General features: G+C 31.3%; 18 protein-coding genes. All 18 read left to right on the top strand.

From position 1 onward, the window contains the following. Positions 1–44 precede the first annotated feature (44 nt). Positions 45–287: an ATP synthase F0 subunit C gene (atpE, locus tag FVE74_RS08415; RefSeq protein ID WP_018450788.1), complete on the top strand. Its 243-nt coding sequence runs from the start codon at positions 45–47 to the stop codon at positions 285–287. 159 nt (positions 288–446) lie between these two features. Beyond that, complete coding sequence (atpF, locus tag FVE74_RS08410) at positions 447–935, top strand: F0F1 ATP synthase subunit B (protein WP_147004122.1); 489 nt, start codon at positions 447–449, stop codon at positions 933–935. A gap of 1 nt (position 936) precedes the next feature. After that, a complete protein-coding gene (gene atpH, locus FVE74_RS08405; protein ID WP_147004121.1) occupies positions 937–1464 on the top strand; it encodes an ATP synthase F1 subunit delta in 528 nt (175 codons plus the stop codon). Positions 1465–1482: 18 nt separating this feature from the next. Then, on the top strand, positions 1483–2988 hold the full coding sequence (atpA, locus tag FVE74_RS08400) for a F0F1 ATP synthase subunit alpha (protein ID WP_147004120.1): 1506 nt from the start codon (positions 1483–1485) through the stop codon (positions 2986–2988). A gap of 15 nt (positions 2989–3003) precedes the next feature. Then, positions 3004–3864 (top strand): ATP synthase F1 subunit gamma, encoded by an 861-nt coding sequence (gene atpG / locus FVE74_RS08395; RefSeq protein WP_147004119.1) that lies wholly within the window; start codon positions 3004–3006, stop codon positions 3862–3864. A 70-nt stretch (positions 3865–3934) separates the two neighbouring features. Next, the gene (atpD, locus tag FVE74_RS08390; RefSeq protein WP_147004118.1) at positions 3935–5332 is read left to right on the top strand and encodes a F0F1 ATP synthase subunit beta; all 1398 of its coding nucleotides are present in this window, start codon (positions 3935–3937) and stop codon (positions 5330–5332) included. A 105-nt stretch (positions 5333–5437) separates the two neighbouring features. Then, on the top strand, positions 5438–5827 hold the full coding sequence (gene atpC / locus FVE74_RS08385) for an ATP synthase F1 subunit epsilon (protein ID WP_018498553.1): 390 nt from the start codon (positions 5438–5440) through the stop codon (positions 5825–5827). 348 nt (positions 5828–6175) lie between these two features. After that, the gene (locus tag FVE74_RS08380) at positions 6176–7174 is read left to right on the top strand and encodes a DUF4912 domain-containing protein (protein WP_147004117.1); all 999 of its coding nucleotides are present in this window, start codon (positions 6176–6178) and stop codon (positions 7172–7174) included. Positions 7175–7216: 42 nt separating this feature from the next. Next, positions 7217–7600 carry a VOC family protein gene (locus FVE74_RS08375; protein WP_147004116.1) on the top strand — a complete coding sequence of 128 codons (384 nt, stop codon included), beginning with the start codon at positions 7217–7219 and terminating at the stop codon, positions 7598–7600. Between the two features lie 117 nt (positions 7601–7717). After that, positions 7718–8452: a 4-hydroxy-tetrahydrodipicolinate reductase gene (gene dapB / locus FVE74_RS08370; RefSeq protein WP_147004115.1), complete on the top strand. Its 735-nt coding sequence runs from the start codon at positions 7718–7720 to the stop codon at positions 8450–8452. A gap of 282 nt (positions 8453–8734) precedes the next feature. Next, positions 8735–9775, top strand: coding sequence for a transposase (locus tag FVE74_RS08365; RefSeq protein WP_232053927.1), 1041 nt, complete (start codon positions 8735–8737; stop codon positions 9773–9775). 297 nt (positions 9776–10072) lie between these two features. Then, a complete protein-coding gene (locus FVE74_RS08360; protein ID WP_147004114.1) occupies positions 10073–10477 on the top strand; it encodes a MarR family transcriptional regulator in 405 nt (134 codons plus the stop codon). 111 nt (positions 10478–10588) lie between these two features. Continuing rightward, positions 10589–11140, top strand: a complete 552-nt coding sequence (locus FVE74_RS08355; RefSeq protein ID WP_172617483.1) for a peptidylprolyl isomerase — start codon at positions 10589–10591, stop codon at positions 11138–11140. Between the two features lie 33 nt (positions 11141–11173). After that, entirely contained in the window at positions 11174–12376 is a 1203-nt protein-coding gene (locus tag FVE74_RS08350) for an argininosuccinate synthase (RefSeq protein ID WP_147004112.1), read from the top strand. Positions 12377–12938: 562 nt separating this feature from the next. Beyond that, on the top strand, positions 12939–13814 hold the full coding sequence (gene metF / locus FVE74_RS08345; RefSeq protein WP_147004111.1) for a methylenetetrahydrofolate reductase [NAD(P)H]: 876 nt from the start codon (positions 12939–12941) through the stop codon (positions 13812–13814). A 35-nt stretch (positions 13815–13849) separates the two neighbouring features. Continuing rightward, a complete protein-coding gene (gene thiD / locus FVE74_RS08340) occupies positions 13850–14662 on the top strand; it encodes a bifunctional hydroxymethylpyrimidine kinase/phosphomethylpyrimidine kinase (protein WP_147004110.1) in 813 nt (270 codons plus the stop codon). A 384-nt stretch (positions 14663–15046) separates the two neighbouring features. Beyond that, positions 15047–16195 carry a cysteine desulfurase family protein gene (locus tag FVE74_RS08335; RefSeq protein WP_147004109.1) on the top strand — a complete coding sequence of 383 codons (1149 nt, stop codon included), beginning with the start codon at positions 15047–15049 and terminating at the stop codon, positions 16193–16195. Between the two features lie 39 nt (positions 16196–16234). Next, positions 16235–17425 carry a tRNA uracil 4-sulfurtransferase ThiI gene (gene thiI, locus FVE74_RS08330; RefSeq protein ID WP_147004108.1) on the top strand — a complete coding sequence of 397 codons (1191 nt, stop codon included), beginning with the start codon at positions 16235–16237 and terminating at the stop codon, positions 17423–17425. Positions 17426–17521: the final 96 nt, after the last annotated feature.

Below are 17521 nucleotides of genomic sequence, written 5' to 3'. Positions count from 1 at the left end.
TTTATTAAACAAAAAATAAAAATAAAAAATTAGGAGGATTAAAAATGGCAGGAGTAGAATTAATTAAGGCAGCAGCTTTATTAGGAGCGGGAATTGCAGCAATAGGAGGTGTTGGAGCAGGATTAGGACAAGGGATTGCAACTGGTTATGCAGTAGAAGCAGTTTCAAGACAGCCTGAAGCTAAGCAAGACATTATGCAAACATTGATTACAGGGCTTGCAATTACAGAATCATCAGCAATTTATGCATTAGTAATAGCATTCCTATTAATTTTCTTAAAAGGATAAGACTTAAAAATAAAAAAATAATATTTGGTATTTTTAGAATTTGAATCAAAGTTAGATTTAAAGGAATAAAAAAAGAATTCTAAAAAGTGAAGAGTTATAAAAAAGAAAATAGGATTAATATGTAAAATCAGGTTAATTTCTCAAAGTTAAGGAGTAAATATGGGAGGAAAATTAATAAACATCGACTTTACGATGGCTATTGAAATAATAAACTTTATAGTATTAGTCTATTTTTTTTCACGAACTTTTTCAAAAAAAATTGGTAAAGTCCTAGAAGATAGAAAAAAACTGGCTTTATCTGAAATGGAAATTGTTGAAAATGAAAAAGAAAAACTGGAAGATCAAAAAAAATCAATTGAAAAATTGAAAAAGGAATCTAAAAGACGTGCCAATGATATTTTGATAAAAGCTGAAAGACAGGCTGATGACAGAAAAGATCAAATTATATCGCTGGCTATGAGCAATCGTGAAAGAATGATGATGAAGGCGGAAGCTGATATTGAAAAAATGCGTCAAAATGCTAAATTTGAACTTCAAAAGGAAGTTGGAGAAATGGCGGTTGAACTTGCTGAAAAAATTATCAAGGAAAACATTGACGAAAAGCAGGATAAAACTATAAACAAGTTTATTAATGAGATAGGAGATTAAAATGGCTAATGATGAGATTGCAAAAAGATATGCATCAGCAATTTACAATATAGCAAAATCTTCTGAAAGTATAAATGAAGTTAGGGAAGTATTGAATATTCTTAAGGAAAATTACGCAGAGGAAGAGGAGTTCAGGAAGATTTTGGAAGATCCTCTTAAAAAGTTTCCAGAAAAGGAGAAATTTTTGGAAAAATCCTTTAGTCACGTATCTAGCGAAGCACTTGGAATAGTAAAATACATTGTAAGAAAGCAGCGGTTATCGTTGATTGGCGATATAAAGGAATATTTTTTGAAACTTTATTATGAGGAAAATAATAAACTTCCAATAACTGCTATATTTGCAAAGGAGCTATCGGAAAAACAAAGGGATCTGTTAGTACAGAAACTTGAAAAAAAATATGGTAAAAAAGTCGTTCTTGACCTTAAAGTTGACAAGGGAATTATCGGTGGAGGAATTTTAAGAATCGGTAATGAGGTTATTGACGGTTCAATAAAAAATCAAATTGATGAAATAAAGAAAAATTTTTAGAAATGGAGGTGCTTTTCTTTGAGAATCAAGCCAGAGGAAATAAGTAAAATAATCCGAAGCGAAATCGAAAATTACAAAAGTTCACTGGATATTTCCAATACTGGAACGGTTTTGGAAGTGGGAGATGGAATTGCCAGAATTTACGGATTAAGTGACGCTATGGCAGGAGAGCTTTTAGAGTTTGAAAATGGAACTATCGGAATGGCACTAAACTTGGAAGAAAGTAACATCGGAGCAGTAATTTTTGGGAAAACACAAGGAATAAAAGAAGGAAGCATAGTAAAAGGATTGGGAAAAGTAGCTGAAGTTCCAGCTGGAAATGAGCTGCTTGGAAGAGTTGTTGATGCGCTTGGAAATCCTATTGATGGAAAAGGTTCAATAACTGCTGACAAATATATGCCAATCGAAAGACAAGCATCAGGAATTATCGCAAGAAAACCTGTTACACAGCCTATGCAAACTGGAATTAAGGCAATAGATGGAATGTTCCCAATAGGAAAAGGACAAAGGGAATTAATAATCGGAGATAGACAAACTGGTAAAACAGCAATTGCAATTGATGCAATTATAAATCAAAAAAATAACGATGTTTTGTGTATTTATGTGGCAATTGGGCAAAAGAGATCGACTGTTGCGCAAATTTATAAAAAATTGGAGGAAGCAGGTGCATTGGAATATACAACTATTGTTGCGGCAACTGCTTCAGAATCAGCGCCACTTCAATATTTAGCACCATATTCAGGGGTTGCTATGGGTGAATATTTTATGGATCAGGGAAAAGATGTATTGATAGTTTATGATGACTTATCAAAGCATGCCGTTTCATATCGTGAAATGTCATTATTATTGAAACGTCCACCAGGAAGGGAAGCATATCCAGGTGACGTATTCTATCTTCACTCAAGACTTCTTGAAAGAGCGGCAAAATTAAGTGATAAATTAGGTGGAGGTTCGATTACAGCGCTTCCAATTGTAGAAACACAGGCTGGAGATATTTCAGCATATATTCCAACAAATGTTATTTCAATAACAGATGGACAAATATTCTTGGAAACAGATCTGTTTAATTCTGGATTTAGACCAGCGATAAATGCAGGAGTTTCAGTATCACGGGTTGGAGGAGCAGCACAAGTTAAGGCTATGAAACAAGTTGCTTCAAAAGTAAAACTAGAACTTGCGCAATACAATGAATTGCTGGCATTTACACAATTTGGATCAGATCTGGATAAGGCTACTAGAGATCAGCTTAACCGTGGATCTAAGATTATGGAAGTATTAAAGCAGCCGCAATATAGTCCATACAGAGTTGAAGAACAGGTAATTTCATTTTACTGTGTAACAAATGGATATTTTGACAATGTTCCAAATGAAAAATTGAGAACATTTGAAAAGGATTTAATTGAAGCAATTAGAAATGATTCAAATATTTTAAGTGAAATTTTAGAGAAAAAATCATTAGATGATAACTTGAAGAATGAACTTGATGAATTTATAATTAATTATAAAAAAGAATATGTCTGGTAAAGCAGGTGAAAATATATGGCAGCAAATATGAAGGAAATAAAGGAACGTATTGACAGCGTAAAAAATACCAGTCAAATTACAAATGCGATGAATATTGTATCTTCTACTAAATTTAAAAGATTTCAAGTTCTTACTTTAAAATCAAGAAACTATGCACGTGCTGTAAATGAAGCTTTTGATAATCTAGTTGCAAGCCTTACAGGAAATAAATTTGTAATTTTTGATGGAAAAACTGAAGTTAAAAGGGTTGGAATTATTGTGATGACATCGGATAGAGGACTTTGCGGAAGTTTTAACTCAAATACTTTTAGAAGGCTTGAAAGCATGAAGAAGGAATTTCAAAAGGAAGGCAAGGATGTTTCAGTTATAACAATTGGAAGAAAGGCTAAAGAATATTGTAAAAATCGGGATATTAACGTGGATAGCGAATATACGCAGATGATTCCTGAGACAATGTTTGAAACTGGGAAAAAAATTAGTGAAGATGTTGTGCAGTTTTACTTAAATGATTTTTATGATGAAGTTTATATGATTTATTCAAAATTTGTATCGGCAGTTGAGTATAATATTCAAGTGGAAAAATTGCTTCCAATTGAGAAAAAGGAAGGATTGCCGACAAAGGAATATGTATTTGAGCCATCAGAGGAAGAAGTATTAAATTCATTTGTGCCACAAGTGCTGAATATAAAACTGTATCAATCGTTGCTTGAAAATTCGGCAAGTGAACATTCGGCCAGAATGTCAGCGATGAAGCAGGCTAATGACAATGCTTCTGAAATGATAAGAAACTTGGAAGTACAGTATAATCGTGAAAGACAAGGAAAAATAACACAGGAACTGACAGAAATAATAAGTGGTTCATTAGGTGTACAGTAATTTTTAAATTAATAGAAATATTAACAAAATTAAAAGAGCAGAATTTTAAGAAGGAGGTTAGACTTAACCTATGAATAAAGGTAAATTAGTTCAAGTAATTGGACCGGTTATTGACGTAAAATTTGAAAAGCAGTTGCCGGATATTTACAATGCGCTTGAAGTATATAATGAAAATGGTGAAAAACTAGTAGCTGAAGTTCATGCACACAATGGAAATAATGTTGTAAGAGCAGTTGCAATGTCTGGAACTGAGGGATTAAGACGTGGACTTGAAGTTATAGATACTGGTAAGCCAATTCAAGTTCCCGTTGGAAGATCTACACTGGGAAGAATTTTCAATGTGCTAGGAGAAACAGTTGATGATGGGGAAAAACTTGATACAGATGTTTTAAGGGAATCTATCCATAAGGATGCTCCATCATTTGAACAGCAAGGTACTGATTCAGAAATATTGGAAACAGGAATAAAAGTAGTTGACTTATTGGCTCCTTACCTAAAAGGTGGAAAAATTGGACTATTTGGAGGAGCAGGAGTTGGAAAGACAGTATTAATTCAAGAATTAATTAACAATATTGCAAAAGGGCATGGAGGGCTTTCTGTATTTGCAGGAGTTGGAGAACGTACACGTGAAGGACGTGATTTGTATAATGAAATGACTGAAAGTGGAGTTATCGACAAAACAGCGTTGGTGTATGGGCAAATGAACGAACCGCCTGGTGCAAGATTAAGAGTTGGACTTACAGCGCTTACAATGGCAGAATATTTTAGAGATAAGGAAGGACAAAATGTGCTTTTATTTATTGACAATATATTCAGATTTACTCAAGCAGGTTCAGAAGTATCTGCACTTCTTGGAAGAATGCCGTCAGCTGTAGGATATCAACCAAACTTGGCAACTGAAATGGGAGCATTGCAGGAAAGAATTACATCTACAAGTACAGGTTCAATTACATCAGTGCAAGCTGTATACGTACCGGCAGATGACTTGACAGATCCGGCTCCAGCAACAACATTTGCCCATTTGGATGCAACTACAGTATTATCAAGACAAATTGCATCGCTTGGAATTTATCCGGCAGTTGACCCACTTGATTCAACATCAAGAATATTAGAGCCAGAAATTGTTGGAAATGAACATTATAAAATTGCAAGGGAAACTCAGAAAGTGTTGCAAAGATATAAGGAATTGCAAGATATTATAGCAATTTTGGGAATGGATGAACTGGATGAAAGCGATAAATTGACAGTAAACCGTGCTAGAAAAATCCAAAGATTCTTCTCTCAACCATTCTCTGTAGCAGAACAGTTTACAGGAATGAAGGGAAAATATGTTCCGTTAAGGGAAACAATACGTGGATTTAAGGAAATTTTAGATGGACTTCACGATGACTTGCCTGAACAAGCATTCCTATATGTTGGAACAATTGACGATGCAGTTGCAAAAGCAAGAGAATTAATGAGTGAATAATTAATTTTAAAGATTATATTAAAGGAAGCAGGGATTTAACATTCCCTGTTTTCCCATAAATTTTTTTAAATTTTTAAAAATCACTTTTAAATGGAAGGAGGCTTTATGGCAGCAGAATTTATTTTGGAAGCAGTAACTCCAGAAAGACTCGTTTTTGAAAAGCCTGTCGAATTTGTAAAATTACGTACAGAAAGTGGAGATATTGGAATACTTGCAAAGCATATTAATTACATAACAGCTATTGGTGCAGGAGAGATGCTTGTACGTGAAAAGGACAAGGAAGATGTGACATATTATCTGGAAGGTGGATTTTTAGAAGTTAGACAGGATAAAGTTGTTATTTTGGGAGTAAATATAGTTGAAACAACTAAGGCAGAAGCTGAAAGAATGGCAAGACAAGTTGCTATTGAAAAGGCAAAAAATCAAAAGTTAAAAGAAGATCGAGATATTTTAGGAACAAAAAAACGTATTCAGAGTAATTTGAGCAAAAAGTAAATTTTAAAAAATGTGTTAAAATAGTTTCAAAAAATCAAGTAAATTAAAATAAAAATATTTGAATTTCTCTTTTATTTATGATAAAATATAAACAAAGAAATAAAGTTCTTTTTATGAAGTAGTATTTGGTTTAAAAAATTTTTTAAACAAGGAATAGTAAAGAGATTCTTTAGAAAAAAAGCTAATAATAACAATTTTGTTAGATTTAGCAGTGGTATCCAGTATACCATTTATTAAGATTTAATTTTAATAATAAACTTAAAAAATATAAATTCTTATTTTTTAAGAACTGTTATAAATATTATAAATAAAAATTAAATAAATAATTAATGTAAAGGTGGAATGGGAATGGAGCAAGCAAGAAAAAATAGAAAAAGAACACATTATAGAAATTACATAAATGAAAAATTAGTTGGAAATAAAAGAAAAAGCTTTAAAAAAGTTGAAGAAATAGTTTCTTTTGAAGTTATTGAAAGAGAAATTATTGAGAGAATTTTAGTAAAATGTTTTTTAATAAAAAGAAGCAGAACGTTTTATAGAAATTTCATAAATAGAAAATTAGTTGGAAATTTTGGGAAAAAATATAAGAGAATGTTTAAATCTTTGAATTTTGACTTTGAAAAAATTTCGCCAGATCAAATAAGACGTAGATATGTAGAAACTGAAATTAACCGTTCAAAATTTGCAAAAGGTGTTGAATATGATGGAAACTCAAACCATGAGGATATTTACTTCGATAAAGCTCCATTGCCAGCAGCATATTTTGTTGATGAAATCGTGCTAATGCCAAAAAATCCTACAACATTGTTTATGTATTGGGAAATTCGTGATGATACGTATGAAAGATTATCATCAAATAATGGAGTCATTGACAATGTAGTTATAAAACTTTTCAAGGATGGACAAGAATACAGAAAAATTATAAGACATGAAAGAATAGGTTCACACTATATTACTGGCATTGATGTAAATCAAGATTATGAAGTATCTATCGGATATGAAGATCAGTACGGAAACTTTTCTGAAGTAGCTCGTTCGGTACAAGCTATAACACCAAATGACAAAGTTTCAGATAATTTTGACTTAGTATGGGGAACTGTAAGATTAGATGAAAATACAAATCAATTAATAAAATATATAAATACACCAGTTTCTACTCCAGAAGGAAGAGAACTTTTAGGAATACCTGAAGGTTCTTATGTTTCAGAAGAAAATGATGAATTTATAATTGAAGTTATAGAAAGATTGACAAAAGTTGGAGCTTCAGAATCATTAATTGAAAGAAGAGTAGTAAAAGGAAAACTTCCAGGTCTTAGACTTGATATGAGCGGAGCAAGAAGTAGTTAAAATATTCTTAAAATAAATTAAAATGAAAAGGAAGGGAATGAAATGGCTATTTTAAACATGTTGCACGCTTGCTTACGTGTAGAAAATTTGGAAGCGTCTATTGAATTTTATGAAAAGGCATTTGGATTTAAAGAAGATCGACGTATGGATTATCCAGAGCATAAGTTTACTATTGTTTATTTGGCTCTTCCAGGTGAACATTTTGAAATTGAGCTAACTTACAATTACGGTCACGGACCATATATGATTGGTGATGGTTTTTCACATCTTGCAATTGCTTCAAATGATTTGGAAGGTGACAATGCAAAACATAAGGCACTTGGATATGAAACAACTGATATTAAGGGCTTGCCTGGAAAGCCAGGACATTATTATTTTGTGACAGATCCAGATGGTTACCGTATGGAAGTAATTCGTGCAAGATAAAAATGTTAAGAGCAGTTAAATAGAAATTTTGATAAAAATAATATAAAAAGACCGAGATTTTCGGTCTTTTATAATAATGGTAAAAAATTGAGTTTAAAATTATAAGGAGGTTGTTAAATGAAAATAGTAGTTTACGGTGCTGGAGTTATGGCACAATATGTGAAGGAATCTGTAATAAATTCTGGAAATGAATTTGTTGGATTTGTTGACCCGCTTGGAAATGGAGATTTTAAAAATTTGAAGGAAAATAATGTGGATTTTGATGCAATTATAGACTTTTCACACTTTAGCCTTTTGGAAGATGTGCTGGAAGCGGGAATTAATAAAAAAGTTCCAGTGTTAATCGCTACAACTGGACATTCTGAAGCTCAAATAAAGGAAATTGAAGAAGCTTCAAAAAAAATACCGGTAATTAAGGCTACAAATACTTCGGTTGGAGTAAATATTGTCAATGAAATTGTAGCTTTTGCAACAAAATTATTAAAAGATTTTGATATTGAAATAGTTGAAAAGCATCATAACAGAAAAATTGATGCTCCAAGCGGTACGGCAGACACTTTGCTGGAAATTGTGAAAGAAAACTTGGATAATAATGGAAAAGATTACAGAACAGTTTATGGAAGAGAAGGACATAGTAAACGTGCTGAAAAGGAAATAGGAGTTCATGCTATCCGTGGTGGAAATATCGTGGGAGAACACACTGTGATTTATGCTAAAAATGATGAAATAATTGAGATAAAACATGAAGCATTGTCAAGAAAAATGTTCTCAGATGGTGCAGTTAGGGCTGTGGAATTTCTTTTTGGGAAGAAAGCAGGGCTTTATACTATGAAGGATGTATTGGGATTATAGGAAAAATTATTTTGAATAATTCAAAGAATTAATATTAAGGAAATTTTAGTATACAATAAAATTTAGTGTTTTTAACAAAAAGATAGCAAGAAGTCTCCGACTTCTATAGGTGGGAGATGAATTGCTTTTTTTGTAAAAAAATTGAAAAAAGGATATGCCTATGATACAATTTTTGTATAAAATATCGAAGAGAAATAATTAAAAATAATATTCAAAATCAAAAGGAGGTGTAATTTATGAAATATAATTTAGCATTCTTATCCAAATAAGGAACAGGAATTATTGATAAATAAGACTTTTGGATGTGTCCGTTTTGTTTACAATACGATTTTGTATGCTGCAAATAAATTTTATGAAGAAACTGGAAAAAATAAAATAGTTACACCTGCTAGTTTGAAAAGTGAAAATCAATTTCTAAAAGAAGTAGACAGTCTAGCACTTTCAAATGCTCAATTGAATGTAAAACGATCGTTTACGAATTTTTTTCAGAAGAGGGCAAAATTTCCAAGGTTCAAATCTAAAAAGAATAGTATTAAAAGTTACACGACAAATTGTGTGAATAATTCAATACGAATTGAGGAAAACAAATATTTGGTTTTGCCAAAATTGAAAAAAGTTAAATTAAAATATCATAGAGAAATACCGAAGGATTACAAGATAAAGTCAGTAACATTGACAAATAGCAATGGAAATTATTATGTTTCTGTTTTGACAGAATTTGAAAAAGAAATTCAAAAAAATCCAAGTAATGATAAAGTAATTGGACTTGATTTTTCAATGTCTGAATTATTTATCAGTTCTGAAAACCAAAGGGCTGATTATCCAAGATATTTTAGAATGTTGGAGGAAAAATTGAAGAAATTACAGAAATCATTATCGAGAAAAGTAAAGTTTTCTAAAAATTGGTATAAGCAAAAAATGAAAATATCAAAATTACATGAATATATTAAAAATTGTCGAAGAGATTTTTTACATAAATTATCGAAAAAATTGTCTGAAGCGTATAATGCTGTAGTTGTTGAGGATTTGAATATGAAAGGGATGAGCCAGGCATTAAATTTTGGAAAAAGTGTAGGAGATAATGGATGGGGAATGTTTTTGAGAATGCTTGAGTATAAACTGATGTTTTTTGGAAAGCAATTTTTGAAGATAGATAAGTGGTTTCCATCGTCGAAAACTTGTAGTAAATGTGGAAATGTTAAAGATGAACTGAAATTATCAGAAAGAAGTTATAAATGTGAGTGCTGTGGGATTGAAATTGATAGAGATTACAATGCGGCATTGAATATAAGAAACGTTGGAAAAGAAATAATGGGATATTAGAAAAATAAAAGAAAACAGGGCAGGGACTGCCCGAAGAGCTTGGTAAATATATTTGGCTAACAGAAGCAGATACTTCCCAAGAAGCTCCCGCTTCTAAAAGCGGGAGTAGTTCACTAATCTAAATATAAGAAAAAAATGGAAAAATCAGAGAAAGTGTGCTATACTATACGTAATAAAATCGCTTTAAAACCGAACTTACAAAGTTATAACTATTTTAAGGAAGATTCCGATATTATTTAATTTTATCAGTTTGATGTTAAAGAGATTCGAATATATAAAATTAGGAGGAAACTTATTATGAAAAAAAGTATTTTTGCATTATTTGCAATTTCTATGACAATGTTTGCGGCTGGAGAAAGTAAGAAAGTTCACGAAGTAACAGCAAAACTTCAAAAGGATTCTTATTGTAATGTTCCGAAGGAAGATGGTGAATTTAAAAAGGTAGACGGCAAGGATTATTCTAGAATGGATGTAAATTTTGAAAAATGTGTGTTTGATGGAGAAACTTATGAAAATGTAAAAGTTGGAGTGATAGTTAAGGATATTGAAAAAGCTAAAAACTATTTGAAAAAATATAAATACATGCATTTGAAGGCAGGTAGAAATTTAGTCTACAATTCAAGTGATAATAGCTATTATTATACTGGTTCTTGGGCTTTTAACAATGATAAGGCATATCCAACAGTATTTGACGGAAAATAGTAAAAAAGGTTTTAAGTGCGTTAAAATATGCAGCTAAAACAAATAAGAAAAGGAGAGGAATGTATGATTAGAAAAGTATCATTGTTAATGTTGTCGTTTCTGATGATAATGATGGCAGGCGTGATATCATACAGCAGGGAATATAAGATGAAAGTAAAAATTATGACTGAAAAGGGTGATATAAATATTAATTTATTACCTGAAAAATCGCCTGTAACTGTGGCAAATTTTGTAAATTTGGCTAAAAAGGGATATTATGATGGATTAAAATTTCATAGGGTAATTGACAACTTTATGGCTCAAGGTGGAGATCCTACGGGAACCGGTGCTGGAGGACCTGGATACCGATTTGAAGATGAAGTTAATAATGGACTGAATTTTTCAAAGGCTGGGAAATTAGCTATGGCAAATGCAGGACCTGGAACAAATGGAAGTCAGTTTTTTATTACAACTGTTCCAACAGAATGGCTAAATGGCAATCATACAATTTTTGGAGAAGTTGTGTCAGATGATGATTTAAAAGTTGTAAAAAAATTGTCTAATGGAGATGTAATGAAAAAAGTTGTAGTTGAAGGAGATGTTGATGCATTTTTAAAAACACAAAAAAATAGAGTTGACAGTTGGAATAAAACATTGAAACAAAATTTTCCAAACAAATTTTAATTGGATAAATCTTAAATTAGAAAGGACAAAAATATGGCAAAAGAAAAAGTAGTTTTAGCATATTCAGGTGGACTTGATACATCAATTATCATTCCTTGGCTAAAAGAACATTACGACTTAGATGTAATCGCATGTTGTGTTGATGTGGGACAAGATGATGATATGGAGGAAGTAAAGGTAAAAGCTATTGAATCAGGTGCTTCAAAAGTTTATGTGGAGGATATGAAAGAAGAATTTGTAAGAGATTATGCATTCCGTGCATTAAGAGCAGGAGCAGTTTATGAAAACAAATATCTTTTGGGAACTTCAGTTGCAAGACCTTTGATTTCTAAGGCATTGGTAGATGTGGCTCATAAAGAAGGGGCGGCATATATTTGCCATGGATGTACTGGAAAAGGGAATGACCAAGTTAGATTTGAAACTGGTGTATTTTCATTGGATCCGACATTAAAAATAATTGCACCTTGGAGAATTTGGGATATTTCTTCAAGAGAAGATGCGATTGACTATGCACAAAAAAAGGGTATAAAAGTAAGTGCAACAAAAGAAAAAATTTATTCGAGAGATCAAAATTTATGGCATATTTCGCATGAAGGTGGAGATATTGAAAATCTTGAAAATGAACATAAGGAAGATATTGTATACATGATGACAACTCCGCCTGAAAAAGCTCCAGATAAGCCAACTTATGTGGATATTACATTTGAACAAGGATGGCCTGTAAAAGTAGATGGTGAAGCTCTAGAGCCTGTGGAATTATTGAGAAGATTAAATAAAGTCGCTGGAGAAAATGGTGTTGGAGTAATTGACATTGTGGAAAATAGACTAGTTGGAATGAAATCAAGAGGGATTTATGAAACTCCAGGTGGAACATTGCTAATGGAAGCATTAAAGGAACTGGAAACTTTGATACTTGATAAAGATACTTTTGAATTTAAAAAATTGGTATCACAAAAATATGCGAGCATCGCATATTCAGGACAATGGTTTACACCGCTTAGAGAAGGGCTTGATGCATTTGTAGATGAAACTTCTAAAAATGTGACTGGTACAATAAAATTAAAATTGTATAAGGGAAGCATAAAAATCGCTGGAAGATTTACTGATTTTGCATTGTATGACGAAGAAATTTCTTCATTTGGTGCAAGTGAACTATACAGCCATAAGGATGCAGAAGGATTTATTAAATTATTCTCACTTCCAAATAGAATCAGATCTTACAAAAAACATAAATAAATTTTAGTTAAAAATTCCTGGAATTAAAAAATTCTGGGGATTTTTTTGTATTTTTTAATGTAGTTTAATACTATTTACACTTAAATAGTAAAACTCTAACGGAAACTAGTATAAATTTAAAAATTATAACTTTTAAATTTTGCTATAACTAAAATTTATTGTAAACAAAAACTAAAAAATATAGTTTAAAAATTTACAAAATGGATTTTTTGTAGTACAATATAAGAGAATTGATAATACAAATGTAAGTGATATTATAGTAAAATTGCTTTAAAACTGAACTTAAAAATTATAACTATTTTATTCAAATCCTAAGTTCATGTGATTTTTAATAGTTCGATTTTAAATAGAGTTGAGTATATTTTTTATTTAAATAGCAGAGTTGCTTTAAAAAAATATAAAAATAAAAAGTTTTTGCAAATTAATTAATAACGAATTTATGTAATCAGAAATTAAAAATTTTTGTTGTGAAATTGAATAAGAATAGGAAACATAAAATTGAAAAAGAGTGTGTTAATAGGGTTTTGTAAACTTTTAAAAATAATTTAAATTGGGAGGATTTATGAGAATAAAAGATTTGTTTGAGAAAAAGGAGCATCTGATTTCCTTTGAGATTTTTCCGCCAAATAAAAATTTTTCTGAAGAAAAATTAAAGGATGTAACGGCTGAATTAGTGCAATATAAGCCTGATTTTATCAGTGTTACTTATGGAGCGGGCGGAAAGACTAAAGGCGGGACTATTGAGATGGCTTCGCATATTAAAAATAATTTGAAAACGGAAGTGCTGGCTCATTTGACTTGTGTTGGAAGTAAAAAAAGTGAAATTAATGATTATTTGCAGGAGGCTAAAAAATGCAATATCAAAAATATTTTGGCACTTCGTGGGGATGTTCCGCAAGGAGAGACAGAAGATATTTATAATAGAGGGGATTATAAGTATGCTTCGGAGTTAATTAGCGACTTGAGAAAAAATAGTGAATTTAATGATTTGTCAATTGGCGGTGCATTTTATCCTGAAACTCACTATGAAAATAATGATTTAGTTGACTTGTTTCACTTAAAGAATAAAGTTGAAGCTGGTACTGACTTTTTGGCTTCACAAATGTTCTTTGACAATGATGTTTTTATAAAATTTAAGGAACAGGCTGAAAAATTAGATATAAAAGTTCCGTTAATTGCAGGAATTATGCCAGTTACAAATGCAAAACAGATAAAAAGAATTATAGAATTGTCAAAATGCTCTGTGCCTGAAAAATTGGATAAGTTATTGGAAAAATATGGAGATAATCCAGAATCTATGAAAAAAGCGGGAATAATGTATGCAAGTGAACAGATTATAGAATTACTGGCTTATGGAATTAGAGGAATTCATATTTATACGATGAATAAGCCTGAAATTGCTAAGGAAATTATGAAAAATATTGAATTTGCAAGATAATTTAATAAAAAAAATACAAAATAGGAGGTAGCATAATGTCTATAAAAAAAGTTTTAACAATTGCAGGATCTGATACGAGTGGAGGAGCTGGAATACAGGCGGATTTAAAGACTTTTCAGGAAAGAGGAGTTTATGGGATGAGCGCCCTTACGGTTATTGTTACCATGGATCCACGAAATAGATGGGCACATAAGGTTTTCCCAGTTGAAATGAATGTTATTAAAGAGCAAATTGATACTGTTATAAATGGAATTGGAGTGGATGCATTAAAAACTGGAATGCTTCCAACAGTGGAAATTATTGAATATGTGGGATCTGTTTTAAAGGATTTGAAAAATCCGATTGTTATTGATCCTGTCATGGTTTGTAAAGTAACTAGCGGATCGACTGAAAATCTTTTTCCAGAAAATGTAGAGGCAATGAAAAAATGCTTGTTGCCTTATGCAACTGTTGTTACTCCAAATCTATTTGAAGCAGCGCAGTTAGCTGGAATGGAAAAAATAGATACAGTTGAAGAAGCAAAGGAAGCGGCTAAGAAAATATGTGACTTAGGTGCAAAAAATGTTGTAATTAAAGGAAGAAAGTTTTTTGCAGGAGATAAATCTGTAGATATTTTATATGATGGAAAGGATTTTGAATTTTTTGAATCTGAAAAAATAGATACAGAATGGAATCATGGGGCAGGATGCACATTCTCAGCTTCAGTAACTGCAGAAATCGCCAAAGGGGCGACAGTATCTCAAGCTGTTGCTACAACTAAAAAATTAATAGCAGAAGCCTTGAAGCAATCCTTTAAATTAAATGATTATACTGGACCGTTGAACCATAAGGCATTTGCACTAAAATAATATTTTGAAGTATGAAAAACTAAAGGATAAAAATAATTTGGAGAAAATTTATTGTAATTGGATTTTACAGTTAATTTTCTCTTTTTTTTATTTTAAAATTTTTAAATATGTTTTTGTAGGAACTTTATTTTTGATAATTTTTTCAAAATATAGTATAATGTAAAAGTAAATCAAATATTGAATAAAATTAGGAAATAATATAATTTTTTATGAAATAAAAAAACAAAAAATTATAAAATTAAAGACTATGAAAATTAATCAACGTTAGTATTTATTGCAGTAGAAAATTAAGAACTTTTATTGGAAAATAATAGAATACTGTGTTAATTGGAGTTTTAGATTTTTACAAATGATTATATTGATAAAAATTGATAAGGAGGGAGAATGATTTATTTAGATAACTCTGCTAGCACAAAGCCGTATAAAGAAGTTATAGATGTGCTAGTTCAGACAATGGAGGAAAATTATGCGAATGCTGATGCGATTCATGATTTTTCTCATAAAATTCTTTTGAAAATAAAAAAGGCTAGAAAAATTGTGGCTGAATATCTAAAAGTGGAGGCTGACAGAATTTATTTTACAGCAGGAGGCGGAGATGGAAATAATCTTTTGCTGCAAGGGGTTATCAATGCAAATTCCCGTATAAAAAAGCATCTGATTACGACAAAGATTGAGCATCCATCTGTTTATGAAGTATTTAGGCATTATGAAAATGCTGGATTTGAAGTTGATTATCTGGATGTTGACAAGGATGGATATATAGATTTAAAGCAATTAGAAAATTTGGTTCGTGAAGACACGATTTTGGTTTCTGTGGGTGCTGTAAATAGTGAAACTGGAGCAATTCAGGATTTGGATAAGATTTCTAAGATTATTCGGAATAAAAATAAGGATACATATTTTCATACTGATTTTGTGCAAGGATTTGGGTGTACAAATATAAAATTTGATAAAATTCCTGTGGATGCGATAACGGTGAGCGGTCATAAAATTCATGCACCAAAGGGAATTGGGGCGATTTATGTAAATAAACATGTTAAAATTACTGATGTAGTTTTTGGTTCAAATGCAGAAAATGGGATTGTAAAAAGAACAATGCCGACAGAATTGATTCTTGCATTTGCGAAGGCTGTGGAAATTTTGTCAAAAGAGGATAAAAAAGATATGGAACATTCTCAAAATATAAAAAAAATGCTTGCTGATAAAATTTGTGAAGAAATTACGGAGATTAAACTTAATTCATCGCTTGATCCTGAAAAATCGAGTCCAAAGGTTTTGAATGTTTCTTTTAAGGGGACAAAAGGTGAAGTGCTGACACATTTTTTAGGGATGTATCAGATTTATGTTTCTACAGGTTCGGCTTGCTCTTCTAAAAAAGGGAATAGCAGAATACTGGAAGCTATGGGTCTTAATCAGTCGGAACTGGATGGGGCGATAAGATTTAGCTTTTCAAGTGAAAATACAGTGGAGCAAATTGATGAAGTTGTAAAAAGGCTGAAGGAAAGTGTGGCAAGAATTAGGAAAATGAGATAGTTTTATTATAAATTTAGATAAAATATGGAAAGGAAAAAAATGAACAATTATACTGACAAAAATTTATTGAATGCAGTGGGGCTTTCTTATGGGGAGTTGTCGTTAAAGGGGAAAAATAGAGGGCAGTTTGAAAAAAAATTGCGAAATAAAATTAATAAAGTGTTGAAGGGGTTTGAATATCAATTATTTGATGATTTGTCAAAATTATATGTTTTTATAAATCCTGAGAATTTAGATGAAATAACAGATAAATTAAAAAAGGTTTTTGGAATTGTGGGGCTTAATCAGTCGGCTAAGGTTGAGAGAAACGATGAATTTATTAAGGAAAAGGTGCTGGAGTTTGCAAATTATGCTTATGAACAAGGGGCAAGGACATTTAAGATAAAAGTTAATAGAAGTAATAAGGGATTTGAGAAGAAATCTATGGATTATGCACGTGAATTGGGGGCTTATGTACTTGTAAGCAGTCCCTTTGAAAAGGTTAAGATGAAGGATCCTGATGTTATGATAAATGTCGATATTAGAAAAAATGTTTATATTTATACAGATAGAATAAAAACTTATGGTGGACTTCCACTTGGGTCAACTGGAAAAGGGCTTGTGCTTTTATCTGGAGGAATAGATAGTCCTGTTGCGTCTTTTATGATGGCAAAAAGAGGAATGCGTCTGAATTTTGTAACATTCCATAGTTTTCCATTTACAAGTCAACAGGCTCTTGAAAAGGTGAAGGAACTGACAGATATTTTATCGCTTTATGTCGGAAAAACAAGACTTTATTCATTAAATATATTAAAAATTCAGGAAGCAATAAATACACAGACAAAAAAAGACCTGGCTACGATTTTAACAAGACGTGCTATGATGCGTCTGGCTGAGAGAATATCGAATACTATACAGTATCAGGCTTTAGTTACAGGAGAAAGCCTTGGGCAAGTTGCTTCCCAAACAATGGGAGGGCTTACTTGTACAAATGCTTCGGTAAAAAAATTGCCAGTATTTAGACCGCTTATTGGGATGGATAAAACGGAAATAATAGAAATTGCGAAGGAAATAGAGACTTATGAAAAATCTATTGAGCCGTATGAGGATTCCTGTGTAATTTTTGCTCCAAAACATCCAGTTACAAATCCTAAGTTGGAGGATGTGCTGGCTGAAGAGGCAAAAATTGAAAATTATGATGAAATTATGGATGAAATTTTTGAAGAAAGGGAATATTTTAATTTTGGATAAAAATTATAATAAAATTATTTTAGTTAGATAATTGTAAAAATAAAGTAATGGAAAATTAAATAAAAGCAGCAATTTAAAATTTTTTGTTAAAATTTT

The organism is Leptotrichia wadei, assembly GCF_007990445.1.
GTDB classification, from domain to species: Bacteria; Fusobacteriota; Fusobacteriia; order Fusobacteriales; family Leptotrichiaceae; genus Leptotrichia; species Leptotrichia wadei_A.
This window is presented reverse-complemented; position numbering and strand designations above follow the sequence as displayed.

Coding starts and splice junctions, on each gene's coding strand:
- atpE (WP_018450788.1), top strand. CDS start 45: ATGGCAGGAGTAGAATTAATTAAGGCAGCAGCTTTATTAGGAGCGGGA.
- atpF (WP_147004122.1), top strand. CDS start 447: ATGGGAGGAAAATTAATAAACATCGACTTTACGATGGCTATTGAAATA.
- atpH (WP_147004121.1), top strand. CDS start 937: ATGGCTAATGATGAGATTGCAAAAAGATATGCATCAGCAATTTACAAT.
- atpG (WP_147004119.1), top strand. CDS start 3,004: ATGGCAGCAAATATGAAGGAAATAAAGGAACGTATTGACAGCGTAAAA.
- atpD (WP_147004118.1), top strand. CDS start 3,935: ATGAATAAAGGTAAATTAGTTCAAGTAATTGGACCGGTTATTGACGTA.
- atpC (WP_018498553.1), top strand. CDS start 5,438: ATGGCAGCAGAATTTATTTTGGAAGCAGTAACTCCAGAAAGACTCGTT.
- FVE74_RS08380 (WP_147004117.1), top strand. CDS start 6,176: ATGGAGCAAGCAAGAAAAAATAGAAAAAGAACACATTATAGAAATTAC.
- FVE74_RS08375 (WP_147004116.1), top strand. CDS start 7,217: ATGGCTATTTTAAACATGTTGCACGCTTGCTTACGTGTAGAAAATTTG.
- dapB (WP_147004115.1), top strand. CDS start 7,718: ATGAAAATAGTAGTTTACGGTGCTGGAGTTATGGCACAATATGTGAAG.
- FVE74_RS08360 (WP_147004114.1), top strand. CDS start 10,073: ATGAAAAAAAGTATTTTTGCATTATTTGCAATTTCTATGACAATGTTT.
- FVE74_RS08355 (WP_172617483.1), top strand. CDS start 10,589: ATGGCAGGCGTGATATCATACAGCAGGGAATATAAGATGAAAGTAAAA.
- FVE74_RS08350 (WP_147004112.1), top strand. CDS start 11,174: ATGGCAAAAGAAAAAGTAGTTTTAGCATATTCAGGTGGACTTGATACA.
- metF (WP_147004111.1), top strand. CDS start 12,939: ATGAGAATAAAAGATTTGTTTGAGAAAAAGGAGCATCTGATTTCCTTT.
- thiD (WP_147004110.1), top strand. CDS start 13,850: ATGTCTATAAAAAAAGTTTTAACAATTGCAGGATCTGATACGAGTGGA.
- FVE74_RS08335 (WP_147004109.1), top strand. CDS start 15,047: ATGATTTATTTAGATAACTCTGCTAGCACAAAGCCGTATAAAGAAGTT.
- thiI (WP_147004108.1), top strand. CDS start 16,235: ATGAACAATTATACTGACAAAAATTTATTGAATGCAGTGGGGCTTTCT.